At 72.7% G+C, this 15596-nt stretch carries 12 protein-coding genes; 8 read left to right on the top strand and 4 right to left on the bottom strand.

Translation table 11 applies throughout. The features are described from left to right. Positions 1-3: 3 nt before the first annotated feature. From M1R94_RS16840 to M1R94_RS16825, 4 genes are read right to left on the bottom strand one after another with little or no spacing between them, the layout of a single operon-like run. Positions 4-1098 (bottom strand): AAA family ATPase, encoded by a 1095-nt coding sequence (locus M1R94_RS16840; RefSeq protein WP_465245967.1) that lies wholly within the window; start codon positions 1096-1098, stop codon positions 4-6. Beyond that, positions 1095-2285, bottom strand: a complete 1191-nt coding sequence (locus M1R94_RS16835) for a DUF4350 domain-containing protein (RefSeq protein ID WP_249382882.1) — start codon at positions 2283-2285, stop codon at positions 1095-1097. The genes M1R94_RS16840 and M1R94_RS16835 overlap by 4 nt, the downstream gene beginning before the upstream one ends. Further along, positions 2282-2974, bottom strand: coding sequence for a DUF4129 domain-containing protein (locus M1R94_RS16830; protein WP_249382881.1), 693 nt, complete (start codon positions 2972-2974; stop codon positions 2282-2284). Before M1R94_RS16830 ends, M1R94_RS16835 begins: the two co-directional genes overlap by 4 nt. Before the next feature lie 11 nt (positions 2975-2985). Then, positions 2986-4281, bottom strand: a complete 1296-nt coding sequence (locus M1R94_RS16825; RefSeq protein ID WP_249382880.1) for a DUF7847 domain-containing protein — start codon at positions 4279-4281, stop codon at positions 2986-2988. 158 nt (positions 4282-4439) lie between these two features. On the opposite strand from M1R94_RS16825, the gene mtrA reads away from it, so the two are divergent. The 8 genes from mtrA (at position 4440) to secA (ending at position 15584) form a co-directional block, all read left to right on the top strand. Then, positions 4440-5123, top strand: a complete 684-nt coding sequence (gene mtrA, locus M1R94_RS16820; RefSeq protein ID WP_249382879.1) for an MtrAB system response regulator MtrA — start codon at positions 4440-4442, stop codon at positions 5121-5123. A 13-nt stretch (positions 5124-5136) separates the two neighbouring features. Then, positions 5137-6843 (top strand): MtrAB system histidine kinase MtrB, encoded by a 1707-nt coding sequence (mtrB, locus tag M1R94_RS16815; protein ID WP_249382878.1) that lies wholly within the window; start codon positions 5137-5139, stop codon positions 6841-6843. Next, a complete protein-coding gene (locus tag M1R94_RS16810) occupies positions 6843-8564 on the top strand; it encodes an LpqB family beta-propeller domain-containing protein (protein WP_249382877.1) in 1722 nt (573 codons plus the stop codon). The genes mtrB and M1R94_RS16810 overlap by 1 nt, the downstream gene beginning before the upstream one ends. A 77-nt stretch (positions 8565-8641) precedes the next feature. Then, a complete protein-coding gene (locus tag M1R94_RS16805) occupies positions 8642-9463 on the top strand; it encodes a ComF family protein (protein WP_249382876.1) in 822 nt (273 codons plus the stop codon). Positions 9464-9634: 171 nt separating this feature from the next. Next, positions 9635-10267, top strand: a complete 633-nt coding sequence (gene hpf / locus M1R94_RS16800; protein WP_249382875.1) for a ribosome hibernation-promoting factor, HPF/YfiA family — start codon at positions 9635-9637, stop codon at positions 10265-10267. Positions 10268-10323: 56 nt separating this feature from the next. Next, positions 10324-11616 (top strand): winged helix-turn-helix domain-containing protein, encoded by a 1293-nt coding sequence (locus tag M1R94_RS16795; protein WP_249382874.1) that lies wholly within the window; start codon positions 10324-10326, stop codon positions 11614-11616. Beyond that, positions 11613-12617, top strand: a complete 1005-nt coding sequence (locus tag M1R94_RS20840) for a DMT family transporter (RefSeq protein WP_249382873.1) — start codon at positions 11613-11615, stop codon at positions 12615-12617. Before M1R94_RS16795 ends, M1R94_RS20840 begins: the two co-directional genes overlap by 4 nt. Positions 12618-12704: 87 nt before the next feature. Beyond that, complete coding sequence (secA, locus tag M1R94_RS16785) at positions 12705-15584, top strand: preprotein translocase subunit SecA (RefSeq protein WP_308199927.1); 2880 nt, start codon at positions 12705-12707, stop codon at positions 15582-15584. Positions 15585-15596: the final 12 nt, after the last annotated feature.

The raw sequence follows: 15596 nt of genomic DNA, 5'->3' as shown, positions 1-15596 counted from the left end.
CGGTCAGCGAGGGACCGCGACGGCGGCCAGCACGGTGTCCAGGACGCTCTCGGCGGTGACGCCCTCGAGCTCGGCCTCGGCGCGCAGCTGCACCCGGTGCCGCAGCGTCGGCTGCGCGAGCGCCTTGACGTCGTCGGGCGTGACGTATCCCCGGCCCGAGAGCCACGCCCATGCACGGGACGTGGCCAGCAGGGCCGTCGCCCCACGCGGGGACACGCCCAGCGACAAGGAGGGCGACTGCCGGGTCGCCCGGCACACGTCGACCGCGTAGCCGAGGATCTCCGGTGCCACGTGGACCCGGGCCACCTCGGCCCGCGCCCGGGCGAGCTGGTCGGCGTCGGTCACCGCACGCACGCCGGCTGCCGCCAGGTTGCGGGGGTCAAAGCCGCGAGCGTGCCGGGCGAGCACCTCGATCTCCTGGTCACGTTCGGGCAGCGGCAGGGTCAGCTTGAGCAGGAACCGGTCCAGCTGCGCCTCGGGCAGGGCGTAGGTGCCCTCGTACTCGACGGGGTTCTGCGTCGCGATCACCAGGAACGGGTCGGGCAGCGGGCGCGGCAGCCCGTCCACGGAGACCTGTCGTTCCTCCATCGCCTCGAGCAGCGAGGCCTGGGTCTTCGGGGGGGTCCGGTTGATCTCGTCGGCGAGCAGGAGGTTGGTGAAGACGGGCCCCTCTCGGAAGGAGAACTCGGCCGTGCGCGCGTCGTAGACCAGCGACCCCGTGACGTCGCCGGGCATCAGGTCCGGGGTGAACTGGACCCGCTTGGTGTCCAGTGCGAGGGCTGTGCTCAGGGTCCGGACCAGCAGGGTCTTGGCCACACCCGGCACCCCCTCGAGCAGCACGTGCCCTCGGCACAGCAGGGCGATGACCAGCCCGGTGACGGCGGCGTCCTGCCCGACGACCGCCTTGCCCACCTCGGTGCGCAACGTCCCGAGCGCCTGGCGGAGCTCGCCGGACGGCACGAACCCGTCCGGTCCGGCGCTCGTGTGCGCGGGCAGGGGTGTCGCGGGAGGTGGCGTCGGGATCTGCGGCGCGTGGTCGGGCGCCTGCTGGACGGTGTCCGGTGCCGGCGGGTGGGTCTGCCAGGTGGGTTCGGTCACGTGCGGTGAACCTCGCTCTCGAGCTCGTCCAGCAGCCGGGCGAGCTGGAGCAGCCCGGCGTCGTCGGTCGGTGGTGGTCCGTACAGCAGGTCGGCGACCTGCCCGGTCGTGCGCCCGGTCGCCCGGGCCAGCGCATCGATCACGGCGCCCGCATCGGCTGAGCGAGGCAGGCCGAGCCGGGCCGCGGTCCGGTGGGCGACCCCGGCTCGCAGCGCGGCCGCGGCGTGCCCGCGCGACCGGGACCGACGGTACAGGCGGCCCCGACCACGGGTCGCCTCGGCCGCGCGGACGACGACGGGCAGCGGCTCGCCGACCAGCCGACCCAGCGCGCGGCCACGCCACAGGGCGAGGGCCAGCGTCGCGGCGACCAGCTGGAGTGCGAGCGGTCCCGTCCACGGGGGCAGCAGCTCGCCGACCGACGGCTGCGGGTCCGCGCCGGTGTCGGTGAGGGACGGCAGGTACCAGGTCAGCCTGTCGTGCGCGCCGAGCGCACGCAGCATGAGCGCGGCGTTGCCGTCCTGCGCGAGCCGATCGTTGGTCAGCAGTCCAGAGTCGTTCACCACCACCACCCGGCGTGGTCCCTCGACGCTCGCGTAGGCACCGCCACCCTCGCCCGAGGGGAAGCACAGGGTCGCCGCGGGGGACAGGGCGATGAGGTCCTGGCCCTGGCTGCGCAGCCGCCCCGCCGCCTGCGCATCGGGGTCGGTGCAGGAGGCCTCACGCAGGGTCGAGGCGTCCGAGGTGAACCCCAGGTCGACCGCGTCGGTCAGCGCCGACAACCCGTTCCACTCAGGGGCGACCAGGACGAGGTCGGCACGGGTCGCTGCGAGCGCGTCGAGCTGGTCCGGCTCGAGCAGGAACGTGGTGACGACCAGCAGGGTCGTGCCCTCCTGGGCGAGGGCGGCCGCCTCGGCCGAGGTCTGCACGTAGCTCACCTCGACCCCCTGGCGCTCGAGGATCCGGGCCAGCGCACGGCCACCCTGGTCGGCGGGGTTGTCCGGCGCGAACGGCCGGGTCGAGGTGCGCGGCGTGAACAGGCTCGCCGCGAGCCCGAGCACGAGGACCGCCCCCAGCACGGCGAGTGGCCAGCGGGCCCGCACCCACCGGCTGCGGGCCCGGGATGCAGCGGTGGTCCCGTCGCCCACGACGGCAGGGCCGTGGGTCGTGATGACCGGCGCGGAGCTCATCGGACGGCGTCCGTGAGCAGCGGGGCGTCGTCGCCGGAGGCCGTGGCTGCCTGCGGACGGGTCTCGGTCACCCGTCGATCGAGCTCGCGCAGCCAGGCGTCGTCCTGCTCGGTGGCGGTCGCGTCCCCGTAGCAGACGTCGTCGAAGAGGGCCGCGGCCGCGCGCAGGTCGGTGCCGCACGAGGGCAGGCGCTCTGCGGCCTGCTCGGCACCCTCGTGCGCGGTCCGTCCGGGCCGGAGGTCCAGCAGCGCACGGTCCTCGAGGCTGCGCAGCACTGCCCGGAAGCGGTCGAGCACGGCCTCGCCCCACCGCCCCTGCGCGGCGAGCTCGTCGGCGCTGGACCGGAGCTCCTGCGCGGACCGGGTGTCGTCACCGAAGACCTCGGCCGAGCCGCTGCGTGCCCGCCGTGCACGGCGTACCGGGCCGGCGACGAGCAGGGCGACGGTCACCACGACACCCGCGACAACCAGCACGACGATCGCCGCGAGCCCGGCGTCCAGCGCACCCGCGGCGGCCTCGGCGTCGGCGATCCGGGCCATGACCCACTCGAGCAGGAGGTCGAGCAGGCTCGGCCGGTCGTCGTAGGCCGGGTTGGCGAGCTCGGCCTCGGCCCAGCGGCGTGCCGTCTCCGCGTCGGGCACGACCGGGACGTCGGTGCTGAGCCAGGACGGCACGCCCCCCCGGGCCATCACCGGCCCCACTACGACGGGGACCGCGGGGTCGTGCCCGAGGTCGCCTCGGCTGCTGCGGCCTCGGCGGCTCGGGTGAGCTCGACGTCGAGACCCTCGCGGCGGATCCGCAGGTCGATGTAGAGCAGGGCGACGACCGCAGCGGTGAAGACCGTCGTCAGCGTGTAGGCCAGCGCGTTGCCGATCGAGGTGAGCGCGATGCTCCAGAACCCGGTCATGAAGGGGTCCTGCAGCACGAACGAGGAGATCAGGGCGAAGGGTGTCACCACGATCTGCGCGACCAGGTACACGATGATCGAGGTGAGCAGGTAGATGCCCAGCAGACGCCAGAAGCTGCCACGGCTCAGCCGCCACCCGCGCTTGACGGCCTCCAGGAACGGCGCCCCCTCGAGCACGATCGTGGGCGGGACCAGCAGGACCCGGACGAAGAACCAGATCGAGGCGACGAACAGCCCGAGGCCACCGATGATGATCACCGCGGCCATGGCGCCCCACTGCTCGGCCGAGGCGAGCAGGACGACCGCCGCCACCAGCAGTCCCCAGGCGAGGGTGAACAGCAGCCCGGTGGCCAACGAGAACACCACCAGCAGCACTCCGCGCCGCCAGTACCGGGTCCAGAGGTCACCCACGGTGATGGTCTGGCCGATCACCGAGCGGCTCACGGACACGATCAGCAGACCGGTCAGGACCGTCGTCGCCAGGCTGATCAACGGAAGGGTCAGCATCTGGCCGATGACCGCGCCGAAGGACCCGGCGATCCCGAACTCGCCGGTCGGGTCGAGCTCGGACGTCGCACCGGTCATCGCCGCGGCGACCGACTCGGCGAGCACCCACATGACGACGGCCTGCACCAGGACGGTCGCGGAGATCACGATCGCGGTGAAGCCGAACATGACCCGGGGGTTGTCACGGATCGCCCGGAACGCGCCGTCGAAGATCTCTCCGAGCCCGAGCGGGCGCAGCGGCACGATCCCGCGCTGGACCGGTGGCGGGCGGTAGCCCGGTGCCGGTGCGCCGTACTGCTGCCCCTGGTACTGCCCGTACTGCTGCCCGTACTGCTGGCCGTACCCCTGTCCGGGAGGCGGAGGCTGGGGTGCGGCGCCGGGTGGAGCGGGCTGCTGGCCGTAGCCGCCGTAGCCAGGGGGCTGCCCGGGACCAGGGGGCTGCTGCCCGTAGCCCGTGGGGCTCGAGCCGTAGGCCGGACCCCAGCCGGTCGGCGGCGGGGGTGGGGGAGAGGGCGGCGTGTGGCCCGCAGGCGTGGCACCGGTCCCCTGAGGGGTTCCCGGCTCGCGGGTCGGCTCGGTCACTGCTGCTCCCTGCGTCGTCTGCCGTCGTTCGGTGCCTGCTCGGCGGTGCTCGCGATCGTGCCCTGCGGCACCGCTCATCGTGCCACGCCGAGGGGTGCCGGTGCGGCACGCAGCCCCAGGTGTCCGCGGGCAGGCCACCGGGATGACACCATGGGTGCATGAAGGGTCGAATCCTCGTGGTCGACGACGACGTCGCCCTGTCCGAGATGATCGGGATCGTGCTGCGCTCGGAGGGGTTCGAGCCGCTGTTCTGCGCCGACGGCGACGAGGCGCTCGGGGCGTTCAGGTCAGGTCAGCCCGACCTGGTCCTGCTGGACCTCATGCTGCCCGGCAAGGACGGCACCGAGATCTGCCGGCTGATCCGTGCCGAGTCGGGGGTCCCGATCGTGATGCTCACCGCCAAGAGCGACACGGTCGACGTCGTGCTGGGGCTCGAGTCCGGCGCCGACGACTACATCTCCAAGCCGTTCAAGCCCAAGGAGCTCATCGCCCGCGTGCGCGCCCGGCTGCGCCACAGCGACGAGCCGTCCCCCGAGCACCTGTCCATCGGTGACCTGGAGATCGACGTGACCGGCCACCGCGTGAGCCGCGGTGGCGATCTCATCCCGCTGACCCCGCTCGAGTTCGACCTGCTCGTGGCTCTCGCCCGCAAGCCGTGGCAGGTGTTCACCCGCGAGGTCCTGCTCGAACGCGTCTGGGGATACCGGCACGCCGCGGACACCCGCCTGGTGAACGTCCACGTGCAGCGTCTTCGTTCCAAGATCGAGCACGACCCGGAGCACCCGGAGATCGTGGTGACGGTGCGCGGCGTCGGCTACAAGGCGGGTTCCGGCCCGTCGTGAGCAGTCCGGACCGATGACCGAGCGGTGGCGGGCGCTGCTCCGCGCTCTGCTGCGGATCAGGGTGCGGTCGGTCTCACGTCTGCGTCATCTGGTCCGCGCGTGGCGCGGGTCGCTCCAGGTGCGCGTGGTCACCTCGACCCTGATCGGTGGGATCGTCGCCGTCGGGCTGGTGGGGATGTACCTGTCCGACCGGATCCGCGACGGGCTGTTCGAGGAGCGTCTGGCCCAGGTGCTCGAGGAGAGCGCCCGGTCCTCGGCCCAGGCCCAGGGGAACATCGATGCCGCCGTGGTCTCGACCGCACCCCAGGTCGACGAGCTCTTCGACGAGCTGGTCCGGGCTCTGGCGGTCGGCGGGTCCGGCGAGCGTGAGGTGATCCTGCGGCGCTCACCGGGCGAGACCGCGACGTTGCGCGTGAACGACGTCTCCTCCTCCAACGACCCGACGATCCGACGCCTGATCTCCGAGGAGCTGCGCGAGGCGGTGCGTACCGACGACGCCCAGCACTGGCAGTCCGTGGGGATCCCCGACGCCCAGGACGCAGGGCTGCGACCCGGTCTGATGATCGGTTCGCTGGTCACGGTGCCGGCCGCGGGCCAGTACGAGCTGTACTTCCTCTACGACCTCTCGGGCGAGCAGGCGACGCTCGCCTTCGTCCAGCGGGTGATGGGGCTGGCCGCGATCGGTCTGATCGCCCTGCTGGGGGGGATGACCTTCGTGGTCGCCCGGCAGACGGTGCACCCGGTCCGCAGTGCGGCGCGGGTCGCCGAGAGGCTCGCCGACGGTCACCTGGCCGAGCGGATGACCGTGCGCGGGGTCGACGAGATGGCCACCCTGGCGGCCTCGTTCAACGAGATGGCCGAGAGCCTCCAGGACCAGATCCAGCGGATGGAGGAGCTCTCGCACCTTCAGCGGCGCTTCGTCTCGGACGTCTCGCACGAGCTCCGCACCCCGCTCACCACGATCCGGATGGCGGCCGAGGTGATCCACGCCTCGCGTGACGGGCTCGACCCCGCCGCCGCACGCTCGGCCGAGCTGCTGACCACGCAGCTCGACCGGTTCGAGGAGCTCTTGGCCGACCTGCTCGAGATCAGCCGGTTCGACGCGGGCGCGGCGATGCTCGACGCCGAGAGCCTGGACGTGCGCGACGTCGTCACGGGTGCGGTCGAGCAGGCCGCGCTCCTGGCGCAACGGCGTCAGGTGTGGCTGCGCGTGGACCTTCCCGAGCAGGCGACGATCGCGGACATCGACCCCCGTCGGGTCGAGCGCGTGCTCCGCAACCTGCTGGTCAACGCGATCGAGCACGCCGAGGGCCGACCCGTCGAGGTGCGGCTCGGCGCCGACGAGCGGGCCGTGGCGATCACGGTGCGCGACCACGGGGTCGGCATGACGCCCGAGGAGGCCGTGCACGTCTTCGACCGCTTCTGGCGGGCCGACCCGGCCCGCGCCCGCACCACCGGGGGGACCGGGCTGGGCCTGGCGATCTCGGTCGAGGACGCCCACCTGCACGGCGGTCGCCTCGAGGCGTGGGGTCGACCGGCGGCCGGCGCCTGCTTCCGGCTGACCGTCCCGCGTCGGGCGGGCATCACCCTGGTCGGCTCGCCGCTGCCCCTCGAGCCCGAGCCCGAGGCCGACGAGCCGAGCGTCTCGTACTCCCCGCACCTGGGACGCCCGCACCTGGACCCCGCCGGTGTCCCCGAGCTCGAGCACTGGGAGGTCTGATGCGACCGTCCGCCCCCGGGGCGTCCTGGTCCGCCACGCTCCGTGCGGTGTGCGGCGTGATGCTGCTCGGTGTCATGACCGGGTGCGTGGGGATCCCCGTGGCCGGTCCCGTCGAGGTCGGGGAGGCGGTCGGCTCAGAACCCGGTCTGGCCTTCCCGGTGGCCGACGAGCCCTCGCTGGACGACGGCCCCCAGGAGATCGTCACCGGTTTCCTCAACGCGAGCACGGCCGGGCTCTACGACGAGTTCGTCGTCGCCCGCAAGTACCTGACCACGCAGGCTGCCGCGCAGTGGGACCCACGGGCGCGGGTCCTGGTGTACCCGGTCGACGGCGGTAGCCCCGAGATCGAGGCGCGCGAGGACGGCGTCGTGGTCGTGTCGGTACCCGTCGAGGCCACGGTCGACGCCGAGGGGCGCTACCTCGAGGCCGTGCCGAACGCCCGGACCGAGGTCGTCTTCGAGATGTTCGAGGACGCCGCGGGACAGTGGCGGGTCGCCGGGCTGGACAACGGCGTGATGATGGCGGCCCCGGCCTTCGCCAGGTCCTACCGGCAGACGGCGATCTACTTCGCGAGCCAGGACCGTACGCACCTCGTGCCCGAGACACGCTGGTTCCCCCGGGGCAACCTGGCGGTGGGCGCGGTCAGCGCCGTCCTCGCCGGACCGTCAACCTGGTTGCAGGACGCCGTCTCGACGGGCGTCCCCGAGGGGACCCGGCTGAGCAGCCTCACCGGGGTCACGGTCACCGACCGGGTCGCCCGCGTCGACCTGTCTCCCGACGCCCGGCGCGCGAGCGAGGAGGACCGCGGCCTGCTGCTGGCCCAGCTCGAGGCCGCCCTGACGCGCCTGCCGGGCACGGTGGTCTCGTCGGTCGAGATCTCGGTCGGGGGGGTCGCGTGGGTGCCGGGAGCCGTCCCCGAGCTCCTGCGTGAGGTTCCTACGGGCGCCGGGCCGTACGTGGTGGACGACGGGCGGCTCGCGGTGGTCGACGGCGGGAACGTCACACCCGTGGTCGGCGCTGCCCCGTTGTCGGACCTCGACGTCCGCAGGCTGGGCGTCAGCCTCGACGAACAGGTCGTGGTGGCACTGGTGGGTTCGGGTCGGCTCGTCGAGCTGCCCACTGACGGTGGTGAGCCGGTCGACCTGGTCACGGGGGCGAACCTGCTCGCGCCGTCCTTCGACCGGCAGGGATGGGTCTGGACCGGCGAACGTGCCTCCTCGGGCTCGTTGACCGCGGTCCGGCCGGGTGATGAGGCGGTGGTCGTCGGTGCGGAGTGGCTCGAGAGCCGCACCGTGCAGTCCGTGCGAGTGGCCCGTGACGGCGCGCGGGTCGTCGTCGCGCACTCGGGCCCCGGGGGGTCGGACCTCGTGATGGACCTTGCCGCAGTGGTGCGCGGGCAGGACGGCACCCCTCAGCTGCTCAGCGAGGAGCGGGTCAGGGTCGGCACGGTCCTCGAGGGCGTGACCGACATGGCGTGGGTCGACGAGGGGCGGGTCGCGGTCCTGGGACGCAGCGGCGACGTGAGCGTCCCGACGGTCCACCTCGTCACGCTGGGCGGGTCGGTCGAGGATCTGACGACGCCTGAAGGTGCGGTCTCCCTGGCGGCCCGGGGCGACCGTGCGCTCTTCGTCGTCGACGAGTCGGGCAGGTTGCACTCGTGGCAGAACGCCGCCTGGGTCGCGGTGGCGACCGGCGTCGAGGCACCGACCTTCCCGGGGTAGCCGACCGGTCGGTGCGGCGCTCCAGAACCACCTGTGCACGGCCGTCCGCCGGCTGGTGGACAGGGCAGGCTCGGAGCATGCCCGACCCGCCCGCCAGCCGCCCCATCTGGTGGCGAGCCCTGACCGAGGGCGTCCATGACCTGTCCCGGCTGGTCCTGCCGGTCGAGTGCCCGGGATGCGGGGAGTGGGACGTCCCGGTGTGCGACGCGTGCCGGGCTGTGCTCGACGGACCGCCGGTGCGCTGCGAGGAGGACGTGCCCCGTCTGGACCGCATGGACGGACTGGCACCGTTGCCCGTCTGGGCGCTCGCGAGCTACGCCGGCCCGGCGCGCGGGCTCGTCCTGGGGTGGAAGGACCGCGGACGGGTGGACCTGACCGGTCTGATGGTCGAGGCGGTGCACCGCGTGGGTGCCGAGGTCGCCCCGTCCCTCGTGGGGGCGGTGCTGGGTCCCGGTGGGGGGCGGCTGCTGGTCGTCCCGGTCCCCACCACGGCTGCTGCTCGCCGTCGCCGCGGCGCGGACCTGGTGCGCCGGCTCGCCGTCGGGCTCGTCGACGGGCTGTGCCAGGGTGGGCTCGACGCCGGGCTCGCCCCGGTGCTCGCCCGACGCAGGGCGCGCGACCAGGTCGGTCTGGGCGCGCGAGCGCGAGCCCGGAACTCGGCCGGGTCGGTGCGGGTGCGTGCCCCTGGGAACGGACCGGGGCGTCGGCTCCTACCCGCCGTCACGGGTGCCAGCTGCCTCCTGGTCGACGACGTCGTGACGACCGGCAGCACCCTCGCCGTGTGCGAGGACGCGTTGCGTCGTCAGGGCGCACTGGTCCTCGGCGCGATCGTGATCGCAGCGACACCCGCGCCGTCAAGAGCCGAGGGTCGGGTGTCCTCCGGGGCTGCGGGGGACTAACGTCAGTGCATGGAGCGGCACCCGCAGGAGCAGGGTGGGCCACGGGCCCCCCGGAGCGGTGCAGAGCGCGGACGGGGCGGGAGGTGGTGCCCCTCGACAGCCCCGTGAGGGCGTCCCCGCAGTTCATCGGGCGGCGCAGCCGCCCACGCAACCCCCCATCGGAGGTCAGCCATGGAGATCGTCGTCATCGGCCGTCAGGTCGAGGTGTCGGACAGGTTCCGTCGTCACGTCGAGGAGAAGCTCGCCAAGGTCGGTCAGCTCGCGCCCGAGGCGCAGCGGATCGACGTCGAGCTCACCCACGAGAGGAACCCGAGGCTCGCGGAGACGAGCGAGCGCGTCGAGCTGACCGTTCGGATCAAGGGGAGGGTCGTGCGCGCCGAGGCGTCGGCCGACGACGAGTACGCCGCACTGGACTCCTCGACCACGAAGCTGCTCGAACGGCTCCGCAGGGCCAGGGACCGGCGCAAGGACCACCACCGCGGCATGCCGCTCACACCGGTCGACGTCCGCCCGCTCGAGCCGACCCCCGAGCCGGTGGTCGAGCCGGTGGCGGCCCTCGGTGAGGCCGTCGAGAAGCCGTGGGGCGACGGCGACTCGCCGGTCGTCATCCGCGAGAAGCTGCACGAGGCGCACCCGATGACGCTCGACGACGCGCTGTACGAGATGGAGATGGTGGGGCACGACTTCTACCTGTTCATCGACGCCGAGACCGCGCTGCCCTCGGTCGCGTACCGCCGCCGCGGGTGGAGCTACGGCGTGATCCGGCTCGACGCCCCGGTGAACGCCACCGTCGACGCGCTCTAGCCGGATCCAGGTCGGCGCGTCCGCCGATGTCGGTGCGGGGCGCGAGGATGGGTGACATGCCCTCCTCGCGCCCCGTCGACCTGTCGATGTCGCAGGCCCGGCGGGTCGCCCTGCGGGCCCAGGGGCTGGACCGCCGTCGTCCGGTGATCGACGTGGTGACGATGCGCCAGCTCCAGCAGGTGATCGACCGGGTCGGGCTGCTGCAGATCGACTCGGTCAACGTCCTGGCCCGGGCCCACCTGGTGCCGACGTTCTCCCGGGTGGGGCCCTACGACACCGCTCTGCTGGACCGGGCCGCCGGGAGCCCGCCCCGTCGGCTCGTCGAGTGCTCGGCGCACGAGGCGACCTACGTCCCGCCCAGCACCTACCGCCTGCAGGGCTGGCGGCAGCGGGCGTACCTCGACCACGCGTGGGGCACCGTCCGTGAGGTCCCGCTGCGGTACTCGGAGGTCGTGGAGGACGTCCGTGCGCTGGTGAGGGAGCGAGGGCCGGTCACCGGACGAGAGGTGCACGCCGTCTTCGAGGCCGAGCACCCGCGCGAGCGGACCGGTTGGGGATGGAACTGGACCGTGGCCAAGAGGGTGCTCGAGTTCCTGTTCTTCACCGGTGAGATCACCTCGGCACGACGCAACGCCGCCTTCGAACGCTGCTACGACCTCACCGAGCGGGTGCTGCCCGCCGCGGTGCTCGCCTCGCCCGAACCCGCTGAGCCCGACGCGGTACGGGCCCTGATCGAGATCGGTGCGCGTGCACAGGGGGTGGGGACGGTCGGCTGCTTCGCCGACTACTTCCGGCTGGGGTCGGGTCGAGCACGCCGCGCGGTCGAGGAGCTGGTCGAGGACGGTGTGCTGAGCCCCGTGCGGGTGCGCGGATGGGACCGCCCGACGTACCTGCACCGTGACGCGACGCTCCCACGCCGGGCCCTGGGCAGCGCGCTGCTCAGTCCGTTCGACCCGCTCGTCTTCACCAGGCCCCGGCTCGAGGAGCTGTTCGGGACGCGCTACCGCATCGAGATCTACGTCCCGGCGGCGCAGCGGGTGCACGGCTACTACGTGCTGCCGTTCCTGCTCGGCGAACGGATCGCCGCCCGCGTGGACCTCAAGGCCGAGCGGGCCGGCGCCGTGCTCAAGGTCCAGGCTGCGCACCTCGAGCACGTGAGCGACCCGGCACGTCGGCCGACGGGCGAGGTCGCGTCCGAGCTCGCAGCAGAGCTCGGCCTGATGGCCTCGTGGCTCGGGCTCGAGCAGGTGCGGCTCGCCGACGACGCCCACGGCGACCTGGTGGCGAGCCTCGCGGCAGCGCTGGGACCGGGCTCGGTGCCCGTCGCGGCTCCTGGGTCCGTGCCGTGACGGCCGGTGCCGACGCCCGACCGCGGCGAGCCGACTTCGGGCTCGTCGTCCTCGGTGCGGTGCTGTGGGGGACCGGTGGTGTCATCGGCGCGGTGCTGGCCGAGCTCGGCGCCCTGCCTGCGCTGGCCGTGGCCTCGCTGCGACTGACCGGGGGTGGTCTGGTGATGCTCGGGGTGCTCGCGGTGCTCGGCCGGCTGCGGATGGCGGCCACCCGCGACGTCGTGGTGCGGGTCGGGCTGGTCGCGGTGCTCGCGGCGCTCTACCAGGGCAGCTACTTCGCCGCGGTCGAACGCGGGTCGGTGAGCGTCGCGACACTCGTCGCCCTGGGTGCGGCGCCCGTCATGGTGGCGGGTTGGACCGTGGTGCGTGAGCGTCGCCGCCCCCCGGGCCGGATCGTCGGAGCCCTGGCCCTCGCGCTGGCCGGTCTGGGGGCACTGACCTGGCCCTTGGGAGCGGGCGGAGCACCGGGCGGGTCGGCGATGGTGCTGGCCCTCGTGGCGGCCGGTGCGTTCGCGACCCTGACCGTGGTCAGCCGGCGTCAGGTCCCCGGGCTGGGTCCGCTCGTGACCACCGGCGTGGCGTTCACCCTGGCCGGCCTCCTGCTCGCCCCTGCGCTGCTGCGGGGCGGAGGCGCGCTCGTCGCCCAGCCCGCGGGTGTGTGGCTGCTCGTGGGACTGCTCGGTGTGGTGCCGACGGCGGCCGCGTACGGCGCCTACTTCAGCGGGCTGCGCACCGTGCCGGCGACGACCGCGACCCTGGTCGCGCTCCTCGAGCCGCTCACGGCAGCCTGCCTCGCGGCACTCGTCCTGGGTGACCGGCTCGGGCCGCTGGGGACGGCTGGTGGGGTCGCTCTCGCGGTCGCCGTGATCGTGGTGCGGCCACGGGCCAGCCGCGGCGGTGACCGGTCCGTGGCGCGCGGTCGGCGCCCGGGTGGACCGGCGGCGGGGCGTGAGCCGGAAGTGGGCTCGCACTCGCCTACGATGGATGGTGGTCTGCGCTGACCGCACGGCACACGCCCGTGCGCCTCGGTGCACCGACAACGTCCCGCCGCCGTCCGACGGCGGGTGCCCACGAGTCTGGAGCGTTTCGTGCCCTCGATCCTCGACAAGGTCCTGCGCATCGGCGAGGGCCGGATCGTCAAGAAGCTCGCCGGCATGGCGGACCAGGTCGCAGCCCTCGAGGACAGCTTCACCTCGCTGACCGATGAGGAGCTGCGCGAGGAGTCCGACCGCTTCAAGGCCCGGATCGCCGACGGCGAGAGCCTCGACGACCTCCTGCCCGAGGCGTTCGCGGCGGTGCGCGAGGCCGCCCGGCGGACCCTGGGCCAACGCCACTTCGACGTCCAGATGATGGGTGGTGCGGCGCTGCACCTCGGGAACATCGCCGAGATGAAGACCGGTGAGGGCAAGACCCTGGTGGCGACCGCTCCGGCCTACCTCAACGCCCTGACTGGCAAGGGCGTGCACGTGGTCACGGTCAACGACTACCTGGCCCGCTACCAGAGCGAGCTGATGGGGCGCGTCTTCCGCTTCCTGGGGCTGACCACCGGGTGCATCCTGTCGGGGCAGCGTCCCGAGGAACGGCGTGAGCAGTACGCGGCGGACGTCACCTACGGCACCAACAACGAGTTCGGCTTCGACTACCTGCGCGACAACATGGCGTGGACCCCCGAAGAGCTCGTCCAGCGCGGCCACCACTTCGCGATCGTCGACGAGGTCGACTCGATCCTCATCGACGAGGCCCGCACCCCGCTGATCATCTCCGGCCCTGCCTCGGGAGACGCGAACAAGTGGTACGGGGAGTTCGCGAAGGTCGCGCGACGGCTCACCGTCGAGGTCGACTACGAGGTCGACGAGAAGAAGCGCACGGTCGGTGTCCTGGAGCCCGGGATCGAGAAGGTCGAGGACTACCTCGGCATCGAGAACCTGTACGAGTCGTTGAACACCCCGCTGATCGGGTTCCTCAACAACGCGATCAAGGCCAAGGAGCTCTTCAAGCGCGACAAGGACTACGTCGTGATGAACGGCGAGGTGCTCATCGTCGACGAGCACACGGGCCGGATGCTCGCCGGGCGACGTTACAACGAGGGGATGCACCAGGCGATCGAGGCCAAGGAAGGCGTGGTGATCAAGGCCGAGAACCAGACCCTGGCGACCATCACCCTGCAGAACTACTTCCGCCTCTACGAGAAGCTGTCCGGGATGACCGGGACCGCGGCGACCGAGGCGGCCGAGTTCCAGAGCACCTACAAGCTCGGCGTGGTGCCCATCCCGACCAACCGCACGATGCTCCGCATCGACCAGCCCGACCTCGTCTACAAGAACGAGGAGGGCAAGTTCGCCGCGGTCGTCGAGGACATCGTCGAGCGCCATGCGGCGGGCCAGCCCGTGCTGGTCGGCACCACCAGCGTGGAGAAGAGCGAGCTGCTCTCGCGCATGCTGCGCAAGCAGGGCGTCCCGCACGAGGTCCTCAACGCCAAGCAGCACGCGCGAGAGGCATCCATCGTCGCCATGGCCGGGCGCAAGGGTGCGGTCACCGTGGCCACGAACATGGCCGGTCGAGGGACCGACATCATGCTCGGTGGCAACGCCGAGTTCATGGCAGTCGCCGAGCTCGAGGCACGCGGCCTGACCGCGTCGGACCAGCCGGAGGAGTACGAGGCCGCCTGGCCCGAGGCCCTCGAGAAGGCGACGGCCGCGGTCGCCTCCGAGCACGAGGAGGTCGTGGCGCTGGGTGGTCTGTACGTGCTGGGTACCGAGCGCCACGAGTCACGGCGCATCGACAACCAGCTGCGTGGACGGTCCGGCCGGCAGGGCGACCCGGGTGAGTCGAGGTTCTACCTGTCGATGGCCGACGACCTCATGCGGCTGTTCAACTCCCAGGTCGCCGAGTCGATGATGGCCCGGGCGGGCTTCCCCGACGACCTGCCCCTGGAGTCCAAGATGGTGACGCGCGGGATCCAGAGCGCGCAGGCCCAGGTCGAGTCGCGCAACCTGGAGATCCGCAAGAACGTCCTCAAGTACGACGACGTGATGTCCCGCCAGCGGACCGTCATCTACGCCGAACGGCGCAGGGTCCTGCAGGGCGAGGACATGGCCGACCAGATCCAGCACTTCCTGACCGACGTGATCACCGCGTACGTCGACGGGGCCACGGGAGAGGGTTCGCCCGAGCTGTGGGACCTCGAGGCGCTCTGGACGGCGGTCCGGGCGATCTACCCCGTCTCGATCACCCCCGAGGAGGTCGTCGAGGAGGCAGGTGGAGCGGACCGGCTCGGTCGCGCCCTGCTGCTCGAGGAGCTGCTCTCCGATGCCCGGCACGCCTACGCCGAGCGTGAGGAGAAGATCGGCGAGGAGAACATGCGCCAGCTCGAGCGCCGCGTCGTGCTCTCGGTGCTGGACCGCAAGTGGCGTGAGCACCTCTACGAGATGGACTACCTCAAGGAGGGCATCGGCCTGCGCGCGATGGCCCAGCGTGACCCGCTGGTCGAGTACCAGCGTGAGGGCTTCCAGCTCTTCGGCGCGATGACCGAGGCCATCAAGGAGGAGTCGGTGGCCTTCCTGTTCAACCTGGAGGTCAAGGTCGCCGAACCCGGTGCCGACACCCCGGACGAGACGGTGGCTGCGCCGGACGGCTCGGCCACCGACAGCCAGGACGTCGCCGCCGAGCCGCAGCCCGGTGCCGTCGCACCGGTCGCGGCCGCGGGCGGGGCGCCCCGCGCACCGCGTGCACGGGCTGCCACGCCGACGTTGATCGCCAAGGGGCTCGACGGGCCGGATCGCCGTGCGCCGTTGCAGTACTCGGCGCCGAGCATCGACGGTGACGCGACACCGGCTCCTGCGGCAGCCGCCGCTGCCGTCTCCGCCGACAAGGACGGGCAGACCTTCCCCGGCACGCCGCGCAACAGCCAGTGCCCGTGCGGCTCGGGCAAGAAGTACAAGGTGTGCCACGGCAAGAACGAGGAGTGAGGCCGGCGGCGG

This window comes from Actinotalea alkalitolerans, from assembly GCF_023369855.1.
In the GTDB taxonomy this organism is placed as follows: Bacteria; Actinomycetota; Actinomycetes; order Actinomycetales; family Cellulomonadaceae; genus Actinotalea.
This window is presented reverse-complemented; position numbering and strand designations above follow the sequence as displayed.

Bases quoted from the DNA above. Each gene is read 5' to 3' on its own strand.
- M1R94_RS16795 (WP_249382874.1), top strand. From the start codon at position 10,324: ATGCCCTCCTCGCGCCCCGTCGACCTGTCGATGTCGCAGGCCCGGCGG.
- M1R94_RS16805 (WP_249382876.1), top strand. From the start codon at position 8,642: ATGCCCGACCCGCCCGCCAGCCGCCCCATCTGGTGGCGAGCCCTGACC.
- M1R94_RS16835 (WP_249382882.1), bottom strand. From the start codon at position 2,285: ATGAGCTCCGCGCCGGTCATCACGACCCACGGCCCTGCCGTCGTGGGC.
- mtrB (WP_249382878.1), top strand. From the start codon at position 5,137: ATGACCGAGCGGTGGCGGGCGCTGCTCCGCGCTCTGCTGCGGATCAGG.
- M1R94_RS16810 (WP_249382877.1), top strand. From the start codon at position 6,843: ATGCGACCGTCCGCCCCCGGGGCGTCCTGGTCCGCCACGCTCCGTGCG.
- hpf (WP_249382875.1), top strand. From the start codon at position 9,635: ATGGAGATCGTCGTCATCGGCCGTCAGGTCGAGGTGTCGGACAGGTTC.
- M1R94_RS16830 (WP_249382881.1), bottom strand. From the start codon at position 2,974: ATGGCCCGGGGGGGCGTGCCGTCCTGGCTCAGCACCGACGTCCCGGTC.
- mtrA (WP_249382879.1), top strand. From the start codon at position 4,440: ATGAAGGGTCGAATCCTCGTGGTCGACGACGACGTCGCCCTGTCCGAG.